Source organism: Azospira restricta (assembly GCF_016858125.1).
In the GTDB taxonomy this organism is placed as follows: Bacteria; Pseudomonadota; Gammaproteobacteria; order Burkholderiales; family Rhodocyclaceae; genus Proximibacter; species Proximibacter restrictus.
This window is the reverse complement of record NZ_CP064781.1, coordinates 1,667,351-1,685,505: the sequence shown is the minus strand read 5'-3', so window position 1 is coordinate 1,685,505 and position 18,155 is coordinate 1,667,351. Positions and strand designations below refer to the sequence as shown.

16 protein-coding genes, 1 tRNA gene and 1 pseudogene are annotated in these 18,155 nt (G+C 68.4%); 11 read left to right on the top strand and 7 right to left on the bottom strand.

Going from position 1 to position 18,155, the window contains the following annotated elements; translation table 11 throughout:
* The first annotated feature begins 100 nt into the window (after positions 1-100).
* The gene (cobA, locus tag IWH25_RS08255) at positions 101-898 is read left to right on the top strand and encodes a uroporphyrinogen-III C-methyltransferase (protein WP_203388831.1); all 798 of its coding nucleotides are present in this window, start codon (positions 101-103) and stop codon (positions 896-898) included.
* Here cobA and IWH25_RS08250 read toward each other — a convergent pair.
* Both IWH25_RS08250 and IWH25_RS08245 read right to left on the bottom strand, forming a co-directional pair.
* Positions 872-1,795 carry a 1,4-dihydroxy-2-naphthoate polyprenyltransferase gene (locus IWH25_RS08250; RefSeq protein WP_203388830.1) on the bottom strand — a complete coding sequence of 308 codons (924 nt, stop codon included), beginning with the start codon at positions 1,793-1,795 and terminating at the stop codon, positions 872-874. The two genes, cobA and IWH25_RS08250, sit on opposite strands and share 27 nt — an antisense overlap.
* A 28-nt stretch (positions 1,796-1,823) precedes the next feature.
* Positions 1,824-1,908: transfer RNA gene (locus IWH25_RS08245), tRNA-Leu, on the bottom strand.
* A gap of 86 nt (positions 1,909-1,994) precedes the next feature.
* Between IWH25_RS08245 and queA the strand changes: the two genes are divergently transcribed.
* The 8 genes and pseudogenes from queA to IWH25_RS19040 all read left to right on the top strand — a co-directional run bounded on the left by queA (position 1,995) and on the right by IWH25_RS19040 (position 9,807).
* Positions 1,995-3,032 carry a tRNA preQ1(34) S-adenosylmethionine ribosyltransferase-isomerase QueA gene (gene queA, locus IWH25_RS08240; RefSeq protein ID WP_203389192.1) on the top strand — a complete coding sequence of 346 codons (1,038 nt, stop codon included), beginning with the start codon at positions 1,995-1,997 and terminating at the stop codon, positions 3,030-3,032.
* On the top strand, positions 3,029-4,147 hold the full coding sequence (gene tgt / locus IWH25_RS08235) for a tRNA guanosine(34) transglycosylase Tgt (protein ID WP_203388829.1): 1,119 nt from the start codon (positions 3,029-3,031) through the stop codon (positions 4,145-4,147). Before queA ends, tgt begins: the two co-directional genes overlap by 4 nt.
* A 56-nt stretch (positions 4,148-4,203) precedes the next feature.
* The gene (gene yajC, locus IWH25_RS08230) at positions 4,204-4,533 is read left to right on the top strand and encodes a preprotein translocase subunit YajC (RefSeq protein ID WP_203388828.1); all 330 of its coding nucleotides are present in this window, start codon (positions 4,204-4,206) and stop codon (positions 4,531-4,533) included.
* Positions 4,534-4,620: 87 nt separating this feature from the next.
* Positions 4,621-6,501: a protein translocase subunit SecD gene (gene secD / locus IWH25_RS08225; RefSeq protein WP_203388827.1), complete on the top strand. Its 1,881-nt coding sequence runs from the start codon at positions 4,621-4,623 to the stop codon at positions 6,499-6,501.
* 12 nt (positions 6,502-6,513) lie between these two features.
* Entirely contained in the window at positions 6,514-7,458 is a 945-nt protein-coding gene (gene secF, locus IWH25_RS08220) for a protein translocase subunit SecF (RefSeq protein WP_203388826.1), read from the top strand.
* Between the two features lie 160 nt (positions 7,459-7,618).
* On the top strand, positions 7,619-8,926 hold the full coding sequence (gene paaK, locus IWH25_RS08215; RefSeq protein ID WP_203388825.1) for a phenylacetate--CoA ligase PaaK: 1,308 nt from the start codon (positions 7,619-7,621) through the stop codon (positions 8,924-8,926).
* A gap of 98 nt (positions 8,927-9,024) precedes the next feature.
* A pseudogene (locus IWH25_RS19300) lies at positions 9,025-9,417 on the top strand (FRG domain-containing protein); the annotation flags it as partial.
* A gap of 189 nt (positions 9,418-9,606) precedes the next feature.
* Positions 9,607-9,807, top strand: coding sequence for a hypothetical protein (locus tag IWH25_RS19040; RefSeq protein ID WP_238999040.1), 201 nt, complete (start codon positions 9,607-9,609; stop codon positions 9,805-9,807).
* Between the two features lie 235 nt (positions 9,808-10,042).
* On the opposite strand, the gene IWH25_RS08205 is transcribed toward IWH25_RS19040, so the two are convergent.
* Together IWH25_RS08205 and purB are read right to left on the bottom strand one after the other, a co-directional pair.
* Complete coding sequence (locus tag IWH25_RS08205) at positions 10,043-10,363, bottom strand: DUF2322 family protein (RefSeq protein WP_203388823.1); 321 nt, start codon at positions 10,361-10,363, stop codon at positions 10,043-10,045.
* A gap of 11 nt (positions 10,364-10,374) precedes the next feature.
* Positions 10,375-11,742: an adenylosuccinate lyase gene (purB, locus tag IWH25_RS08200; RefSeq protein WP_376990744.1), complete on the bottom strand. Its 1,368-nt coding sequence runs from the start codon at positions 11,740-11,742 to the stop codon at positions 10,375-10,377.
* Positions 11,743-11,855: 113 nt separating this feature from the next.
* On the opposite strand from purB, the gene IWH25_RS08195 reads away from it, so the two are divergent.
* Together IWH25_RS08195 and IWH25_RS08190 are read left to right on the top strand one after the other, a co-directional pair.
* Positions 11,856-12,464, top strand: a complete 609-nt coding sequence (locus IWH25_RS08195) for a glutathione S-transferase (RefSeq protein WP_203388821.1) — start codon at positions 11,856-11,858, stop codon at positions 12,462-12,464.
* A 151-nt stretch (positions 12,465-12,615) separates the two neighbouring features.
* Positions 12,616-15,165, top strand: coding sequence for a putative bifunctional diguanylate cyclase/phosphodiesterase (locus IWH25_RS08190; protein WP_203388820.1), 2,550 nt, complete (start codon positions 12,616-12,618; stop codon positions 15,163-15,165).
* On the opposite strand, the gene IWH25_RS08185 is transcribed toward IWH25_RS08190, so the two are convergent.
* Genes IWH25_RS08185 through IWH25_RS08175 form a run of 3 tightly spaced genes read right to left on the bottom strand, consistent with a single transcriptional unit; the run spans position 15,146 to position 18,153 of the window.
* Positions 15,146-15,883, bottom strand: a complete 738-nt coding sequence (locus tag IWH25_RS08185; protein ID WP_203388819.1) for an SDR family oxidoreductase — start codon at positions 15,881-15,883, stop codon at positions 15,146-15,148. The genes IWH25_RS08190 and IWH25_RS08185 overlap by 20 nt on opposite strands.
* Before the next feature lie 3 nt (positions 15,884-15,886).
* Complete coding sequence (locus IWH25_RS08180; RefSeq protein WP_203388818.1) at positions 15,887-17,176, bottom strand: FAD-binding oxidoreductase; 1,290 nt, start codon at positions 17,174-17,176, stop codon at positions 15,887-15,889.
* The gene (locus tag IWH25_RS08175) at positions 17,173-18,153 is read right to left on the bottom strand and encodes a lysylphosphatidylglycerol synthase transmembrane domain-containing protein (protein WP_203388817.1); all 981 of its coding nucleotides are present in this window, start codon (positions 18,151-18,153) and stop codon (positions 17,173-17,175) included. The genes IWH25_RS08180 and IWH25_RS08175 overlap by 4 nt, the downstream gene beginning before the upstream one ends.
* Positions 18,154-18,155 lie beyond the last annotated feature (2 nt).

Genomic DNA, 18,155 nt, shown 5'->3' with positions numbered 1-18,155 from the left:
CTGGGCATCGAACGCAGCCCCAAACGAAGCCCATTGAACGATTGCACGGCGGGCACTTATCCTTGCGCCCGGCCCTTGCCGCAACCCACGAAGACACCCCATGAACCAGCCCCGTCCCAGTTGCACCCCCGGTACCGTCTATCTCGTCGGCAGCGGCCCCGGCGACCCCGAGCTGATGACCCTGAAGGCCGCCCGCCTGGTCGGCGCCGCCGACGTCATCGTTTATGACCATCTCGGCGCCGAAGGCGTCCTCGACCTCGCCCGCCCCGACGCGGAGAAAATTTATGCCGGCAAGGAGGCCTCGAACCACACGCTGCCGCAGGAAGAGATCAACGACCTGCTGGTCCGCCTGGCCAAGCAGGGCAAGCGCGTCGTCCGCCTGAAGGGTGGCGACCCGTTCATCTTCGGCCGCGGCGGCGAGGAGATCGAGACGCTGGCCGAGAACGGCATTCCGTTCGAGGTCGTCCCCGGCGTCACCGCCGCCTCCGGCTGCGGCTCCTACGCCGGCATTCCGCTGACGCACCGCGACCATTCGCAGATCTGCGTCTTCGCCACCGGCCACCTCAAGGACGGCAGCATCAACCTGGACTGGCACGCGCTGGCACGGCCGGGACAGACCGTCGTCTTCTACATGGGGATCGGTGGCGCCGGCGAGATTTGCCAGCAGCTGATGGCGCACGGCCTGCCGGCCAGCCATCCGGCGGCGGTCGTCCAGCACGGCACCTCGCGCCGCCAGCGCGTCGTCACCGCCGACCTCGGCACGCTCGCCGAACGCATCGCCGAAGCCGGCATCCGGCCGCCGGCGCTGATCATCATCGGCACCGTCGTCAGCCTGCAGAGCAAGCTGGCGTGGTTCAACAAGCACGCCGTCTCAGAGCACCAGACCGAGACCGAGTAGTCCGGCGAAGATAGCCTGCAGGCAGGCCGTCGCCGCCAGCAGCGCGTTGAAGCCGGGCCCCGGCGGCTCGCCGCGGAAGCGGCGGCACAGACGGAACGCCGGCAGCACCGCCAGGCCGGGCAGCGCCAGCCAGGCGCCGCGGCCGCTCAGTGCCGCCAGCAGCGGCAGCAGCAGGAAAGGCAGCGCCAGCTCCGCCGCGAACACCCGGTTCATCCCCACCCGCCCGAGATGCACGGCCAGCGTGCGCTTGCCGGCGCGCGCGTCGGTGGCGAGGTCGCGCGTGTTGTTGACGCTGATCACCGCCGCCGCGAAGGCGCCGAGCATCAGCGCGGCGACCAGCGCCGCCGGCGACAGCGACAGCGTCTGCAGGTAGTAGCTGCCGCCGACCGCGGCCAACCCGAAGAAGGCGAGCACGAAGCCCTCCCCGAACGGCGTGTAGGCGATCGGCCGCGGGCCGCCGGTATAGGCCCAGCCGGCGGCGAGCGAGGCGAGGCCGATGGCGACGATCGGCCAGCCGCCGCGGACGACCAGCGCGACGCCGAGCAGGAAGGCCAGCGCGAAGGCCAGCCAGGCGGCGCGGCGCACCGCCGCGCCCGGCAGCCAGCCCATCGCGGTCGCCCGCGGCGGGCCGAGGCGGTCGGGCGTGTCGGCGCCGCGCTCGAAGTCGGCGACGTCGTTGTAGAGGTTGGTGCCGATCTGGATGAGCACCGCCGACAGCGCCGCGAGCAGTGCCGGCCAGGCCAGCCAGGCAGCCGTTTCGGCGAACGCCAGCGCGCTGCCGACGAGGACCGGGGCGATCGAGACGGAGAGGGTTTTCGGGCGCAGCGCGAGCCACCAGGCTTGCCGCGGCGAGGGCCTGACGGCGGGCGCCGCAGCCGGGGGAAGCGGGTCGGGCATGGTATACTTCCGCGCTTTTCGCTGCTCGTGGTGCCGGGAAAGGGACTCGAACCCTTACGCCTTTCGGCGGCGGATTTTGAATCCGCTGCGTCTACCGATTCCGCCATCCCGGCCCGGGCCTGCTGGATGCAGGCCTGAGGAGCGCGGATTATCCCCGATTCACCGGCCCCGGACAAGCCGGAACGCCCTGGCGAACGTCATCATGCTGACCGTCGACGACTTCGATTTCCCGCTGCCGCCCGAGCTGATCGCGCAGCATCCCGCCGCCGAACGCAGCGGCAGCCGGCTGCTGCACGTCGCCGGCGCGCGGCTTACCGACCTGCGCTTCGCCGATCTGCCGTCGCTGCTGGCGCCGGGCGACCTGCTCGTGTTCAACGACACCCGCGTCATCCGCGCCCGGCTGTTCGGGCAGAAGGACTCGGGCGGCCAGGTCGAGGTGCTGGTCGAGCGCATCGTCGACGCCCGCCACGCGCTGGCGCAGGTGCGCGCCAGCAAGTCGCCGAAGCCGGGAACGCGGCTGCGCCTGGCCGACGCCTTCGAGGTCACCGTCACCGGCCGCGCCGGCGCCGGCGACGAATTCTTCGCGCTCGAGCTGCCGGAGGGCGGCGACTTCTGGCAGCTGACCGAGGCGCACGGCCGCCTGCCGCTGCCGCCGTACATCACGCACGCCGCCGGCAGCGAGGACGAGTCGCGCTACCAGACGGTGTTCGCGCGCGAACCCGGCGCCGTCGCCGCGCCGACCGCCGGCCTGCACTTCGACGAGCCGATGCTCGCCCGGCTGCGCGAGCAGGGCATCGCGCAGGCCTGGCTGACGCTGCACGTCGGCGCCGGCACCTTCCTGCCGGTGCGCGTGAACAACATCGCCGAGCACCGCATGCATTCGGAACGCTTCGAGATCCCGCAAACCACGGTGGACGCCATCGCCGCGACGCGCGCGCGCGGCGGCCGCGTCGTCGCCGTCGGCACCACCTCGCTGCGCGCGCTGGAATCGGCGGCGCAGTCGGGCGAGCTGAAGGCCGGCGCCGCCGAGACCGAGATCTTCATCACGCCCGGCTACGCATTCCGCGTCGTCGACCGGCTGATCACCAACTTCCACCTGCCGAAATCGACGCTGCTGATGCTGGTCTCGGCCTTCGCCGGCCTCGACACCATCCGCGCCGCCTACGCCCACGCGGTCGCCGAACGCTACCGCTTCTTCAGCTACGGCGACGCGATGCTCCTGGAAAGACAACGATGAAATACGAACTGCTCGCCACCGACGGCGCCGCCCGCCGCGGCCGCCTGACGCTCGCCCACGGCGTCGTCGACACGCCGGTGTTCATGCCGGTCGGCACCTACGGCACGGTGAAGGCGATGACGCCGCAGGGCCTCGCCGAGATCGGCGCCCAGATCTGCCTCGGCAACACCTTCCACCTGTGGCTGCGCCCGGGGCTCGAGGTGATCCGCGAGTTCGGCGGGCTGCACAAGTTCATGGGCTGGGACAAGCCGATCCTGACCGACTCCGGCGGCTTCCAGGTCTTCTCGCTCGGCGAGCTGCGCAAGATCACCGAGGAAGGCGTCAAGTTCTCGTCGCCGATCGACGGCGCCAAGCTGTTCCTGACGCCGGAGGAGTCGATGCGCATCCAGCACGCGCTGAACTCCGACATCGTCATGATCTTCGACGAATGCACGCCCTACCCGGCCACCCGCGACGAGGCGGCGAAGTCGATGCGCTTGAGCATGCGCTGGGCGCAGCGCTCGCGCGACGAGCACGACCGGCTGGAAAACGGCAACGCGCTGTTCGGCATCGTCCAGGGCGGCATGTACGAGGACCTGCGCGACGAGTCGCTGGCCGGGCTCGATGCGATCGGCTTCGACGGCATGGCCATCGGCGGCCTCTCGGTCGGCGAGCCGAAGGACGACATGGCGCGCATCCTCGCGCACACCGCGCCGCGCCTGCCGACGGGGAAGCCGCGCTACCTGATGGGGGTCGGCACCCCGGAGGACCTGGTGAACGCAGTGCAGGCCGGCATCGACATGTTCGACTGCGTGATGCCGACGCGCAACGCGCGCAACGGCCACCTGTTCACCCGCTACGGCGACCTCAAGATCAAGAACGCCGCGCACCGCCACGACACCCGGCCGCTCGACGAATCCTGCACCTGCTACACCTGCACGAACTTCAGCCGCGCCTACCTGCACCACCTGTTCCGCGCCGGCGAGATCCTCGGCAGCATGCTGAACACCATCCACAACCTGCACTACTACCAGACGCTGATGCGCGAGCTGCGCGCGGCGATCGAAAGCGGCACGCTGGCGGCGCACGCCGCCCGCTTCCGCGCCGACCGGACGCGGGACGGCCGGCCGGGCTGAGGTGGTACAATCCCCGGCTTTGCAACGCCCCCCAAATCTTGAATTAGGAGACACCCGTGCTGATTAGCTCCGCATACGCCCAGGCCGCTGCCGGCGCCCCCGACGCCGCCGGCAGCATGATGCAGTTCCTGCCCATCGTCCTGATGTTCGTCGTGCTCTGGTTCCTGATGATCCGGCCGCAGCAGAAGCGCGCCAAGGAACACCAGGCGATGCTCGACGCGCTGGCCAAGGGCGACGAGGTCGTCACCGGCGGCGGTATCGCCGGCCGCGTCGTCAAGATCGGCGAAAGCTACGTCGCCGTCGAGATCGCCGAAGGCGTCGAAATCCAGGTGCAGAAGCCGGCGATCGCGCTGGTGCTGCCCAAGGGCACGCTGAAAAGCCTGTAACCCCCCGCGTCGGATGCCGGCAACCGGGGGCCGTCCGCCGCCTCCGGGGCCGTCCGCCGCGCCGCCCGTCACTCTCGACTCGCCACCATGAACCGATACCCGCTCTGGAAGTACATCACCGTGGCCGTGGCCCTGGTGATCGGCTTCATCTACACGCTGCCGAACTTCTTCGGCGAATCTCCCGCCGTCCAGGTATCCAGCGTCAAGGCCACGATCAAGGTCGACACCAGGACGCTCGAACGCGTCGAGACGACGCTGAAGGGCGCCGGGGTGGCGCACGACGGCCTCTTCCTCGACACCAACGGCGTCAAGGTCCGCCTGAAGGACACCGATACGCAGCTGCAGGCCAAGGACGCGCTCGAGAAGCAGTTCAACCCGGACGCGCAGGATCCGCAGTACGTGGTCGCGCTGAACCTGCTGTCGGCGTCGCCGAAGTGGCTGACCGGGATGGGCGCGCTGCCGATGTACCTCGGCCTCGACCTGCGCGGCGGCGTGCACTTCCTGCTGCAGGTGGACATGAAGGGCGCCACCGTCAAGCGCCTCGACGCCACCGCCGCCGACCTGCGCACGCTGTTCCGCGACAAGAACGTCCGCCACGCCGGCATCAGCCGCGACGGCGACCGCATCACCATCCGTTTCCGCGAGGCGGACATCCGCGACAAGGGCCGCAACGTACTGACCGACAACCAGCCCGACCTGCAGCTGACCGAGCAGGGCGACGGCGGCGAGCTGCGCCTGGTGGCGACGCTGAAGCCGGAGGCGATCAAGCGCATCCAGGAATTCGCGCTCAAGCAGAACATCACCACGCTGCACAACCGGATCAACGAACTCGGCGTCGCCGAGCCGGTGATCCAGCAGCAGGGCGCCGACCGCATCGTCGTGCAGCTGCCCGGCGTGCAGGACACGGCCAAGGCCAAGGACATCCTCGGCCGCACCGCCACCCTCGAGATCCGCATGGTCGACGACACCCCGGGCGCGCTGGAAGCGGCGCAGGCCGGCCAGGTGCCGTTCGGCACCGAGCTCTACGTCGAGCGCGGCGGCGCGCCGCTCCTGGTCAAGAAGCAGGTGGTGCTGACCGGCGACCGCCTCACCGACGCCCAGCCCGGCTTCGACAGCCAGACGCAGGAGCCGGCCGTGCACCTGACGCTCGACTCCGCCGGCGCCCGCATCTTCAAGGACATCACGCGCGAGAGCGTCGGCAAGCGGATGGCGATCCTGCTGATCGAGAAGGGCAAGGGCGAGGTCATCACCGCGCCGGTGATCCGCACCGAGATCGGCGGCGGCCGCGTGCAGATCTCCGGCCGCATGAGCACGGTCGAGGCCAACGACACCGCGCTGCTGCTGCGCGCGGGTTCGCTCGCCGCACCGATGGAGATCATCGAGGAACGCACGATCGGTCCGTCGCTCGGCGCCGAGAACATCAAGAAGGGCTTCGATTCGACGCTGTGGGGCTTCGCCGCGATCGCCGCCTTCATGATCGCCTACTACATGCTGTTCGGCTTCATCTCGGTGGTCGCGCTGTCGGCCAACCTGCTCTTCCTGGTCGCGCTGCTGTCGATGCTGCAGGCGACGCTGACGCTGCCCGGCATCGCCGCGATCGCGCTGACGCTGGGCATGGCGATCGACGCCAACGTGCTGATCAACGAGCGCATCCGCGAGGAGCTGAGGAACGGCGCGACGCCGCAGGCGGCGATCGCCGCCGGCTACGAGCGCGCCTTCGACACCATCCTCGACTCGAACATCACGACGCTGATCGCCGGCCTGGCGCTGCTGATCTTCGGCTCCGGCCCGGTGCGCGGCTTCGCGGTGGTGCACTGCCTCGGCATCCTGACCTCGATCTTCTCGGCGGTGGTCGTCTCGCGCGCGCTGGTGAACCTGATCTACGGCCGCCGCAAGAAGCTCGCCTCGCTGGCCATCGGCCAGGTCTGGAAACCCGGCAACAGCGCAGCCGCCGCTGCCGGCCAATAAGGGGAACGCACCATGGAATTCTTCCGCATCCGTAAAGACATCCCCTTCATGCGCCATGCGCTGGTGTTCAACGTCATTTCGTTGCTCACCTTCCTGCTGGCGGTGTTCTTCCTCGCCACGCGCGGCCTGCACCTGTCGGTCGAATTCACCGGCGGCACGCTGATCGAGGTCAGCTACCAGCAGGCGGCCGACCTCGGCAAGATCCGCGGCGCGCTCGGCAAGGCCGGGCACAGCGACTTCGCGGTGCAGAACTTCGGCTCCTCGCGCGACGTGCTGATCCGGCTGCCGCTGAAGGCCGAGCAGAACACCGCGCGCATGGGCGAGGCGGTGATGGCCGCGCTCAACGAGGGCGCGCCGGGGGCGACGCTGTCGCGCGTCGAGTTCGTCGGCCCGCAGGTCGGCAAGGAGCTCGCCGAGAACGGCGCGCTGGCGCTGCTGCTGGTCATCGTCGGCATCATGATCTACCTCGCCTTCCGCTTCGAATGGCGCTTCTCGGTATCGGCGATCATCGCCAACCTGCACGACGTGATCATCATCCTCGGCTTCTTCGCCTTCTTCCAGTGGGAGTTCTCGCTGTCGGTGCTGGCGGCGGTACTGGCCGTGCTCGGCTACTCGGTGAACGAATCGGTGGTCGTCTTCGACCGCGTCCGCGAGACCTTCAGGAAGGTGCGCGGCCTGTCCACGCCGCAGGTGCTCGACCACGCGATCACCAGCACGATCAGCCGCACCATCATCACGCACGGCTCGACGCAGATGATGGTGCTGTCGATGCTGATCTTCGGCGGCGAGACGCTGTACTACTTCGCGCTGGCGCTGACCATCGGCATCTGCTTCGGCATCTACTCGTCGGTGCTGGTCGCGGCGCCGCTGGTGATGTGGCTGGGCGTCTCGCGCGAGCAGTTCGTCAAGCCGAAGAAGCAGGTCGAGGGCGCCAACGAGGACGGCGCGGTGGTCTGATCCGCCCCCCGACTCCCGGCATGCCGCGAAGGCGGGCAGCTCCCACTGCCCGCCTTCGTCGTTTTCGCGACTTGATCCGCCTCAAACACCGCGCCGGCGCCAGCGGCTAGGATTACCCCTTTCGCGGGCAAGGTCTTGCCCGGATTTGCGGGAGCCCTGCATGACGGCCGGTCCGAACACGACACTTGAACCCATCGAGCGCGCCAGCCGCGACGAGATCGTCGCGCTGCAGACGGCGCGGCTGAAGCAGACGCTGGCGCACGCCTACGCCAAGGTCCCGGCCTACCGCGCCAAGTTCGACGCCGCCGGCGTGCATCCCGACGACCTGAAGACGCTCGCCGACCTCGCCCGCTTCCCGTTCACGACCAAGCAGGACCTGCGCGACCACTACCCCTACGGGATGTTCGCGGTGCCGCTGAAGGAGGTCGTGCGCATCCACGCCTCCAGCGGCACCACCGGCAAGCAGACGGTCGTCGGCTACACGAGGAACGACCTCGACATGTGGGCCGGCGTCATGGCCCGTTCCCTCCGGGCCGCCGGCGCCGGCCCCGACGACATCGTGCAGATCGCCCACGCCTACGGCCTCTTTACCGGCGGCTTCGGCGTCCATTACGGCGCCGAGCGCCTCGGCTGCACGGTGATCCCGATGGGTGGCGGGCAGACCGCGAAGCAGGTGCAGCTGATCCGCGACTTCAAGCCGACGATGATCGTCGCCACCCCGTCGTATGCGCTCAACGTCGCCGACGAATTCGTCCGCCAGGGCCTCGACCCGGCGGCGTGCAGCCTGCGCCTCGGCTGCTTCGGCGCCGAACCGTGGGGCGAAGGCATGCGCAGCGAGATCCAGACGCGCCTGGGCATCGACGCGATGGACCTCTACGGCCTCTCGGAAGTGGTCGGCCCGGGCGTCGCCTGCGAGTGCATCGAAGCGAAGGACGGCCCGGTGATCTGGGAGGACCACTTCTACCCCGAGATCATCGACCCGGAAAGTGGCCGGGTGCTGCCCGACGGCGAGGCCGGCGAGCTGGTGTTCACCTCGCTGACCAAGGAAGCGCTGCCGGTGATCCGCTACCGCACGCGCGACCTCGCCCGCCTGCTGCCGCCGACGGCGCGCGCGTTCCGCCGCATGAGCAAGGTCGCCGCGCGTTCCGACGACATGCTGATCATCCGCGGCGTGAACCTCTTCCCCGGCCACATCGAGGAACTGATCCTGAAGCAGCCGCAGCTCTCCGGCCACTACCTGCTCGAAGTCTTCCGCGAGGGACCGCTCGACCAGATGGAGGTGCTGGTCGAGGTGAAGCCGGAATTCGCGCACGCCAGCGGCGAGATGAAGCAGGCAACGGCGAAGGGCCTGCAGCACGAGATCAAGGGCTGGCTCGGCGTCACCACGCGCGTCAGCATCCTCGACCCGGGGCATCTGCCGCGGCCGGAGGGGAAGGCGCGGCGGGTGATCGACAAGCGGGCAGTCTAGGCTCGACTCAAAAGTCCGGCAGTTGGTGCTCCGGTGGCGGCGTAGTGCGAAATTCCGAGTCTGGCCCCTATAATTTTTGACTCGCAATCGGGATACGTATGTCTAAAACTCCACGCTGGATAGAACAACATATAGGTGATGGCCTCTGGGAGGTGGAATTCTCGTCATGGAAGTACTTCCATGACTATGTTCGCCAAGAGATGCTTGACTACGCTCACTACGTGTGGAGAGGTCAGCGCGACTCTGCATGGAGGTTAGAGTCAAGCCTAGATCGCCTCCTTCGAGCAAAACCCCCCTCCCACCGCCCGCGGCTTGCAACATCTCATTTGCATAACTTTAAATATGCCGTGCGGGGCCGTCGAGGTGCCAACCCTTCGCGCATTGAGGACGAAAACGAATGGTGGGCTCTTGGGCAACATCATGGGCTAGCTACCCCTCTCTTGGATTGGACTGAGTCACCTTTCGTAGCGCTGTACTTTGCATTCGAGAAGCCTCAGAAGCCTACTTCAGGAAAACGTGCGGTCTGGGCCCTGAATCCCAGCACTAAGAAGAATCAGGAGCTTCGAGAGGCGCATAAAGGCGAGGGACGACCTCCGCTACTTGAAGTAGTCCGACCGCACCAAGATGAAAATGCGCGATTGGTAAGCCAAAGCGGCCTTTTTACCCGAGCGCCGCTAGGCATGACCGTCGACGGCTGGATTCAACAGCATTTTTCCGGTGATAGATCAGGCGTGCTATTAAAATTGGTTTTCCCGGAAAAAGAGCGTGGTGAGTGCCTAAGGACACTCAACAAGATGAACATCAACCACATTACTCTCTTCCCCGATCTGTATGGAGCCGGGCAGCATTGCAACAAGACGTTGGAAATTGATAAATACTAGCGCGACCCATCATTCCACCGGACCTACGCGAAAAGCCGCGCAGGATGGTGGTTTCAACCGTTGACCATCCGCTTTTCGAATCTCCGACCGTCCCCTTTACGCCGGACTCCGCCTCCAGCCCCTCACCAGATCGGCCGATTATGGCTTGTCAGCAGGCGTGTAACGGCGACTAACCCGAGAAAAAGAAAGCCCCCGGCACCGCGAGCGCCGGGGGCTTTCTCCTGCCTGCGGCCGATCAGACCGCGAAAACGTGCTTCACGCGCAGCGTCGCCTTCTGCTCGGCGACCTCGAACAGCCGGTCGATGTTCGGGTGCTTGCCCGGATGCAGGCGCGCGTCCTCGGTGTGCTCGGCGTAGAGTTCGAGCCCCTTCTTCGCCGCGTCCGGCGTGATCGCGCCGTAGGTCTGGCCGAGGTGGTTGTAGACCGACAGCGAGCCCTGGCTGCCGGCCTTGTTCTCGATCGTGGCGACGACGTTGCCGGCGGCGTCGAGCAGGTTCAGCGCCGCCAGGTGCGAGATGCCCGGCAGCTTCTTCAGGTTGGCCTGGAATTGCGACATGTCGGTTCCCCTCAGATGCGCTTGGCCAGTTCCGCGGCCTTGCCGGTGTAGTCCCACGGCGTCAGCTTGAGCAGTTCGGCCTTGGCCGCTTCCGGAATCTCCAGCCCGGCGACGAAGGCCTGCATGCCCTCGCGCGAGACGCGCTGGCCGCGCGTGAGTTCCTTCAGCTTCTCGTAGGGGTTGGCGATGCCGTAGCGGCGCATCACCGTCTGGATCGGCTCGGCGAGCAGCTCCCAGTTGGCGTCGAGGTCGTCCAGCATGCACTGGGCGTTGGCTTCGAGCTTGCCGAGGCCGCGCAGCAGCGAGTCGTAGCCGAGCAGCGCGTAGCCGAGGCCGACGCCCATGTTGCGCAGCACCGTCGAGTCGGTCAGGTCGCGCTGCCAGCGCGAGATCGGCAGCTTCTCGGCGAGGTGCTTCAACACCGCGTTGGCGAGGCCGAGGTTGCCTTCCGAGTTCTCGAAGTCGATCGGGTTGACCTTGTGCGGCATCGTCGACGAGCCGATCTCGCCGGCCTTGACCTTCTGCTTGAAGAAGCCGAGCGAGATGTAGCCCCAGACGTCGCGGTCGAGGTCGATCAGGATCGTGTTGGCGCGGGCGAAGGCGTCGAACAGCTCGGCCATCGCGTCGTGCGGTTCGATCTGGATGGTGTAGGGGTTGAACTCCAGCCCGAGCGATTCGACGAAGCGCCTGGCGAAGCCTTCCCAGTCGTAGCCGGGGTAGGCGGCGAGGTGCGCGTTGTAGTTGCCGACGGCGCCGTTGATCTTGCCGAGCAGGCTGACCGCGGCGATGCGCTCGCGGGCGCGGGTCAGGCGATAGACGGCGTTGGCCATTTCCTTGCCCATCGTCGTCGGCGTCGCCGGCTGGCCGTGCGTGCGGCTCATCATCGGCACCTCGGCCAGCTGGTGCGCCAGTTCGCGCAGGCGGGCGATGACCTTGTCCAGCGTCGGCAGCAGCGCTTCCTCGCGCGCCGCCTTGAGCATCAGCGCGTGCGACAGGTTGTTGATGTCCTCCGAGGTGCAGGCGAAGTGGATGAACTCGGAGACCTGCATCACCTCGGCGTTGTCGGCGAGCTTCTTCTTGATCCAGTATTCGAGCGCCTTGACGTCGTGGTTGGTGACGGCCTCGATGTCCTTCACCTCGGCCGCGTGCTCCGGCTGGAAGTTGGCGACCAGCGCGTCGAGCGCGGCGACGGTCGCCGGCGAGAAGGCCGGGATCTCGGCGAAGTGCGGCTCGGCGGCGAGCGCCTTCAGCCACTCGATCTCCACCTGCAGGCGGCGGCGGATCAGGCCGTATTCCGAGAATTGCGGACGCAGCGCGTCGACCTTGGACGCATAGCGCCCGTCCAGCGGCGAAAGCGCCGTAAGCATCGTGAAAGACATGGGGAACATCCTGTTGCGAGAAGGGCGCCATTTTACCGCTCCCTGAAATGCGGCCGCAAACCGCCCCCGGGGGCGATGCTATAATTCGCCTCCCAACACCGTACGAGAACTAGATGAAACTGATCGGATCATTGACCAGTCCATACGTGCGCAAGGCACGCATCGTCCTGGCCGAAAAGAAGATCGAGTATGACTTCGAACTCGACTCGCCGTGGAATGCCGACAGTCAGGTAGCCAACTACAATCCGCTGGGCAAGATTCCGGTGCTCATCCTCGATGACGAGACGGTGCTTTTCGACTCGCGCGTGATCGTCGAGTACCTCGACAACGTCACCCCGAACAACAAGCTGATGCCGGCGCCGAACCGCGAGCGCATCCTGGTCAAGCGCTGGGAGGCGCTGGCCGACGGCATCTGCGACGCCGCCTCGGCCGCCTTCCTCGAGGGCAAGCGCCCGGCCAAGCTGCAGGACAAGGCCACCGTCGAGCGCCAGCGCGGCAAGATCGTGAAGGGTCTCGAATTCATGGCCGAGGAGCTCGGCGAGAACGCCCACTGCATGGGCACCCATTTCTCGCTGGCCGATATCGCCGTCGGCACCGCGCTCGGCTACCTGGCCTTCCGCTTCGCCGACATCGGCTGGCAGGAAACCCACCCCAACCTCGCCCGGCTGTACGACAAGCTGTTGCAGCGTCCGTCCTTCGCGGAAACGGTGCCGCAGGCCTGAGCCGCTCCGGCCGACGACCAAGCCGCCCGCGGGCGGCTTTTTTCATGCCTTCGGCGCAATAACCACAAAAGTTGTAAGGTTTTTGATTTATGGCATTGACCTAGCCCGCCGACATCGACGAAGTTCCGTTGTCCCCAATAAGCACAACATCATGACGACCCACGGACTCGACCTTGCCCGACGTACGCCGCCCCGGCGCATCGCCCTCACCCGCCACTTCGCGCTGGTCAGCCTGGCCTGCCTGACCGTCGCCGCGCTGCTGATGACCTGGGTCTTCGGCAAGCACAACGCCGGCGTGCTGCAGACGGCGGCGGAGACGCAGAACGCCGTGTCGACGCAGCTGCTCGGCAACGTCGTCTGGCCCCGCCACCGCGACTTCATGATGACGGCGGGCGAACTGCCGGCCGAAGCGCTGCGCGCCGATCCGCGCACCGCGGCGATCCAGCGCGAGATCGCCGCCTTCGCCGCCGGCACGACGATCGCCAAGGTGAAGATCTACGACCTCGCCGGCCGCGTGATTTTCTCCTCCGACGCCCGCCAGATCGGCGCCGACCATTCGGCGAATGCCGGCTTCCGCAGCGCGCGCCAGGGCGACACGATCAGCGAGCTGACGCACCGCGACAGTTTCGACGCCTTCGAGGGTGTGATCGAGGACCGCGACCTGCTGTCCACCTACGTGCCGGTACGCAATCCCCGTTTCGGCATCGAGGGCGTCGTCGAGATCTACAGCGACGTCACCGCGCTGATCCACCAGATGGAGGACACGCAGCGCCTGGTGATCATGAACGTCGCGCTGCCGACGCTGGCGATTTACCTGCTGCTGTTCTTCTCGGTGCGCAAGGCCGACCGGCTGATCACGCAGCAGAAGGCGGCGCTCGAGGACGCCAACCGCACGCTGGAATCGCGCGTCGAGGAACGCACGCAGCAGCTGAGCGAGGCCAACGCCCAGCTCACCCACCACATCGAGGAGCTGGAGCGCGCGCAGGAGAAGCTGCGCCTGTCGTCGAAGGTGTTCGAGAGCTCGGGCGAGGGGATCACCGTGACCGATGCCGAGCGCCGCATCCTCGCCGTCAACCGCGCCTTCCAGGAAATCACCGGCTACAGCGAGGCCGAGGTGCTGGGCAGGACGCCTGCGGTGCTGAAGTCGGGGCGCCACGACGATGAGTTCTACGGCCAGATGTGGCGGACGATCGAGCAGAGCGGCAACTGGCGCGGCGAGATCTGGAACCGGCGCAAGGACGGCGAGGAATACCCGGAATGGCTGAGCATCTCGGCGATCCGCAACGGCCAGGGGGAACTGACCCACTACGTCGGCGTTTTCGCCGACATTTCGGAGGTGCGCGCCTCGCAGCGCCAGCTCGAGTACCTGGCCCACCACGACCCGCTGACCGGCCTGCCCAACCGCACGCTGCTCACCGCGCGCCTGGCGCAGACGCTCCAGCGCTGCGCCGACGCGCCGCTGCAGGGGGCGCTGCTGTTCATCGACCTCGACAACTTCAAGCACGTGAACGACACCCTCGGCCACGCCGTCGGCGACCAGCTGCTGGTGATGGTCGCGCGCCTCCTCGACGGCACCGTGCGCGCCACCGACACCGTCGCCCGCCTCGGCGGCGACGAGTTCGTGGTCATCCTCGAGCCCTCGTCGACGGCACCGGACGCCGCCGGCGTCGCGCGCAAGATCGTCAATACGCTGTCGCGCAGCTACATGGTCGAGGAGCACGAGCTGCTGATCTCGGCCAGCATCGGCATCGCGCTGTTCCCGGCCGACGGCCGCGACGGCGACACGCTGCTGCGCAACGCCGACGCCGCGATGTACCAGGCCAAGGCGCAGGGGCGCAAGGGCTACCACTTCTACCAGCCGGAGCTGACCGAGCAGGCGCGCGAACGGCTGATGCTGGAGGCGCTGCTGCGCGACGCGGTGCTGCAGAAGGAGCTGTTCCTCGAATACCAGCCGCAGTTCGACATCGCCAGCGGCGAGCTGGTCGGCGTCGAGGCGCTGGTGCGCTGGACGCGGCCGGCGCACGGCGCCGTCGCGCCGACCCGCTTCATCCCGCTGGCCGAGGAATGCGGCGCCATCGTCGAGGTCGGCGAATGGGTGCTGAAGGAAGCCTGCGCGACGATGGCGCGGCTGATCGCCGCCGGCGAGGCGCCGCCGAAGATGGCGATCAACATCTCGGTGCGCCAGCTGGAGCACCCCGGCTTCGCCGCCGCGGTCGGCGACACGATCCGCGCCTCGGGCGTACCGGCGCACTGCATCGAGCTGGAGATCACCGAGTCGGTGATCATGAAGGCGTCGGCGGCGATCGAGCGCCTGCAGGAGCTGCGCGCGATCGGCGTACAGATCTCGATCGACGACTTCGGCACCGGCTATTCCTCGCTCAGCTACCTGCGCCGGCTGCCGGTGGACAAGCTGAAGATCGACCGCTCGTTCATCGACGACCTCGATGGCGGGCAGGACAACGGCGCGATCGTGCGCGCGATCATCGGGCTGGCGCGCAGCCTGAACCTGGCGACGGTCGCCGAGGGCGTCGAGCACGACTTCCAGCTCGAATTCCTGCGCCGCGAGCGCTGCGACGTCGTCCAGGGCTACCTCACCGGCCGCCCGATGCGCGACGGCGAGCTCGGCCAGCTGGTGCGCCGCCTCGGCGTCGCCGCCAACGACGAACGCGGCGGCGTGCCGCTTACAGCGACAGGCGCTTGAAGATCCGCTCCGGGATGTGGCGGATGACCAGCATGATCAGCCGCCAGAAGCCGGGCAGGTAGACCTCGTCCTTGCGGCGGTCGATGGCGGCGACGATGCCGCGCGCGACCTGTTCCGGCTGCGCCCACAACGCGCCCTTCGGGAAGGCCGCGGTCATCGGCGTATCGACGAAGCCGGGCTTCACCGTCAGCACCTGCACGCCCGCCTTCGCCAGCCGGTTGCGCAGTCCCTCGAAGAAGCGCGCGACCAGTCCCTTGGCGGCGCCATAGACGTAGTTGCTCTGCCGGCCGCGATCGCCGGCGACCGAGCCGATCACTGCGATCGTGCCGCGGCCCTGCGCCTCGAGCAGGTTGGCCAGCCGCGTCGCCAGCGCGATCACCGACAGGCCGTTGTTGTCGATCTCCCTCAGCGTCAGCTCGACCGAGGCCTCGCAGGCCTTCTGGTCGGGCAGCGTGCCGTGCGCGATCAGCGCCACGTCGAGGCCGCCGAGGGCGGCGAGCGCGGCATCGAGCATCGCCGCGTGCGCGGCGGTGTCGGTGGCGTCCATGACGTGGGTGGACACCGCCGCCGCGCCGCGCACCTTGAGGTCGGCGGCGATCGCCTCGAGCTTCGCCGCATTGCGCGCGACGAGGAACAGCGCGGCGCCGCGGCCGGCCCACTGGCGGGCCGCCGCTTCGGCGATGGCCGAGGCGGCGCCGACGATCAGGATCTTCTGCATTTTCTAGTTGTTCTCCATGACGCGCCGCCAGAAGCCGGACGAGAACTTCGGGTCGACGTAGGACGTGAATTCGGCCAGCCGCGGATAGCCGGCGCGGAACATCGCCGCCGGCATGCGCGCATCCTTGGCCGGGTAGAGGCGGCCGCCGGCGGCACGCACGATCGCGTCGAGGCGCGCGAACAGGTCGAGCGTCGCCGCGCCGTGGTTGGGGAAGTCGAGCGCCAGCGTGGTCCCGGCCATCGGGAACGAGAGCAGGCCGGACGAGGACCGCGCGCCGAAGTTCTTCAGCACGGCGAGGAAGGACCCCTGGCCGCTCCCTGCGATCGCCGCCAGCATCTCGCCGGTCGCCGCGCGCGCCGCCGCCGGCGGCACCACCGACTGGTACTGGTAGAAGCCGCGCGGCCCGTAGATCCGGTTCCAGTGGCCGACCGCATCGAGCGGGTAGAAGTACGGCCGGTAATGCACCGTCTGCGCCGCCGGCCACGGCTTGCCGTAATAGGCGGCGTTGAAGGCGGCGAGGCTGGCGTGGTTGATCAGCGACAGCGGCGGCGTCAGCGGTACGTTCCTGCCGCCGCGCGGCGCCGGCAGGTCGGCGTCGGCATGGTCGCCGCCCATCAGCACGCCGCGCGGCGTCTTCGCCAGGCAGTCGATCCAGGCCACCGCGTATTCGTGCTCGCGCTCGGCCTCGGCATTCAGCGCGAAGAACTCGTCGAGGCCGGAAAAGCGCACGTTGCGCACGGCGATCGCATTGCCGGCGATGCGCTTCAGCTGCAGCTCGGCCTGCGTGACGAGGCCGGTCAGGCCGAGGCCGCCGACGGTCGCCGCAAACCAGTCGGCGTTTTCCGCGGGCGAGCAGCGCCGGCGCGAACCGTCCGAGCGCAAGAGCTCGAACGAACGCACATGCGCGCCGAAGGCGCCGCCGGCATGGTGGTTCTTGCCGTGCACGTCGTTGGCGATGGCGCCGGCGACGGTGACGTAGCGGGTGCCCGGCGTCACCGGCAGGAACCAGCCGCGCGGCACCACCAGGTCGAGGATCTCGGCGAGCAGCACACCGGCCTCGCAGGCGAGCACCCCGGTGTCGGCGTCGAAGGCGATGAAGCGGTCGAGCCCGCGCGTCGCCAGCAGCGTGCCGCCGGGGTTGAGGCAGCTGTCGCCGTAGCTGCGGCCGTTGCCGTAGGGCAGCAGCGTGCCGGCGACCGCCGGCAGGTCGGCGTCGCGCGTGTCGACGCGGCGGATTTCCGCCGCCGGCGGCCAGCCGAGGTTGCCCCAGGCGGACGCCTGCGCGGCGCTCACTTGCGCACCCGCAGCATGAACAGCGCGCCGAGTGCGACCGCGAACCACAGCGTCGCCAGCCGGCAGATCAGCGTCGCCGTCACCGCGCTCGCCTCCGGCAGGCCGTGCAGCGAGAGCAGCGCGATCATCACCGCCTCGCTGCTGCCCAGCCCGCCGGGCAGGAAGGAGAGGCCGCCGATCAGCATCGCGAAGGCGTAGACGAAGACCGCGGTGGAGAGGTCGAGCGGATGGCCGAGTGCGGCGAGCAGCCACCAGAAGCCGACGCCCTCGGCCAACCAGGCGACGACGCCGAGGCCGAGCCCCATGGAGAGCGCCGGCAGCGAGAAGCAGCGGCGGAAGTGCAGCACGATCTCGCACAGCTGCGACAGCAGCTTCGCCCAGCGCGCGCCCTGCCCGGCCCTCGCCAGCGCCCAGCGGTCGACGGCTGCGATCAGCGCGGTCCATTGCACGAGCAGCAGCGCGACGGCGACGAAGGCGAGCGCGAAGCCGACCACCGGCCGCGCCGGCGCGTACGACCACAGGCCGATCGCGGCCAGCACGAGGATGGAAAGGAGGTCGCTGGCCCGTTCGGCGAAGAAGGCGGCGAGGCTTGCCGCCGGCGGTACGCCGTGCGGCTTCAGCAGCACCGAGCGCAGCGTCTCGCCGAGCTTGCCCGGGCTGGTGGTCAGCGCGAAGCCGGCGAAGTAGGCGTCGAGATTCACGCGCCACGGCACCGGCGCATCGAGCAGCGTCAGGTAGCGCCCCCAGCGCACGAAGCGCAGCAGGTAGTTGGCCAGCGACAGCGCCAAGAGGCCGAGCAGCACCCACGGCCCGACCTGGACGACGGCGGCGACGACCTCGCGCCAGCCGGCCCACAGCGACAGGCCGAGGTAGCCGACGGCGGCGACGACGACGCTCCACAGCACCGCGCGCACTGCCCGGTGCAGGCGCGCCGGCGCGACGGCGGTTTCCGTAGTTTCGGCGGGAGCGGCGGACACGG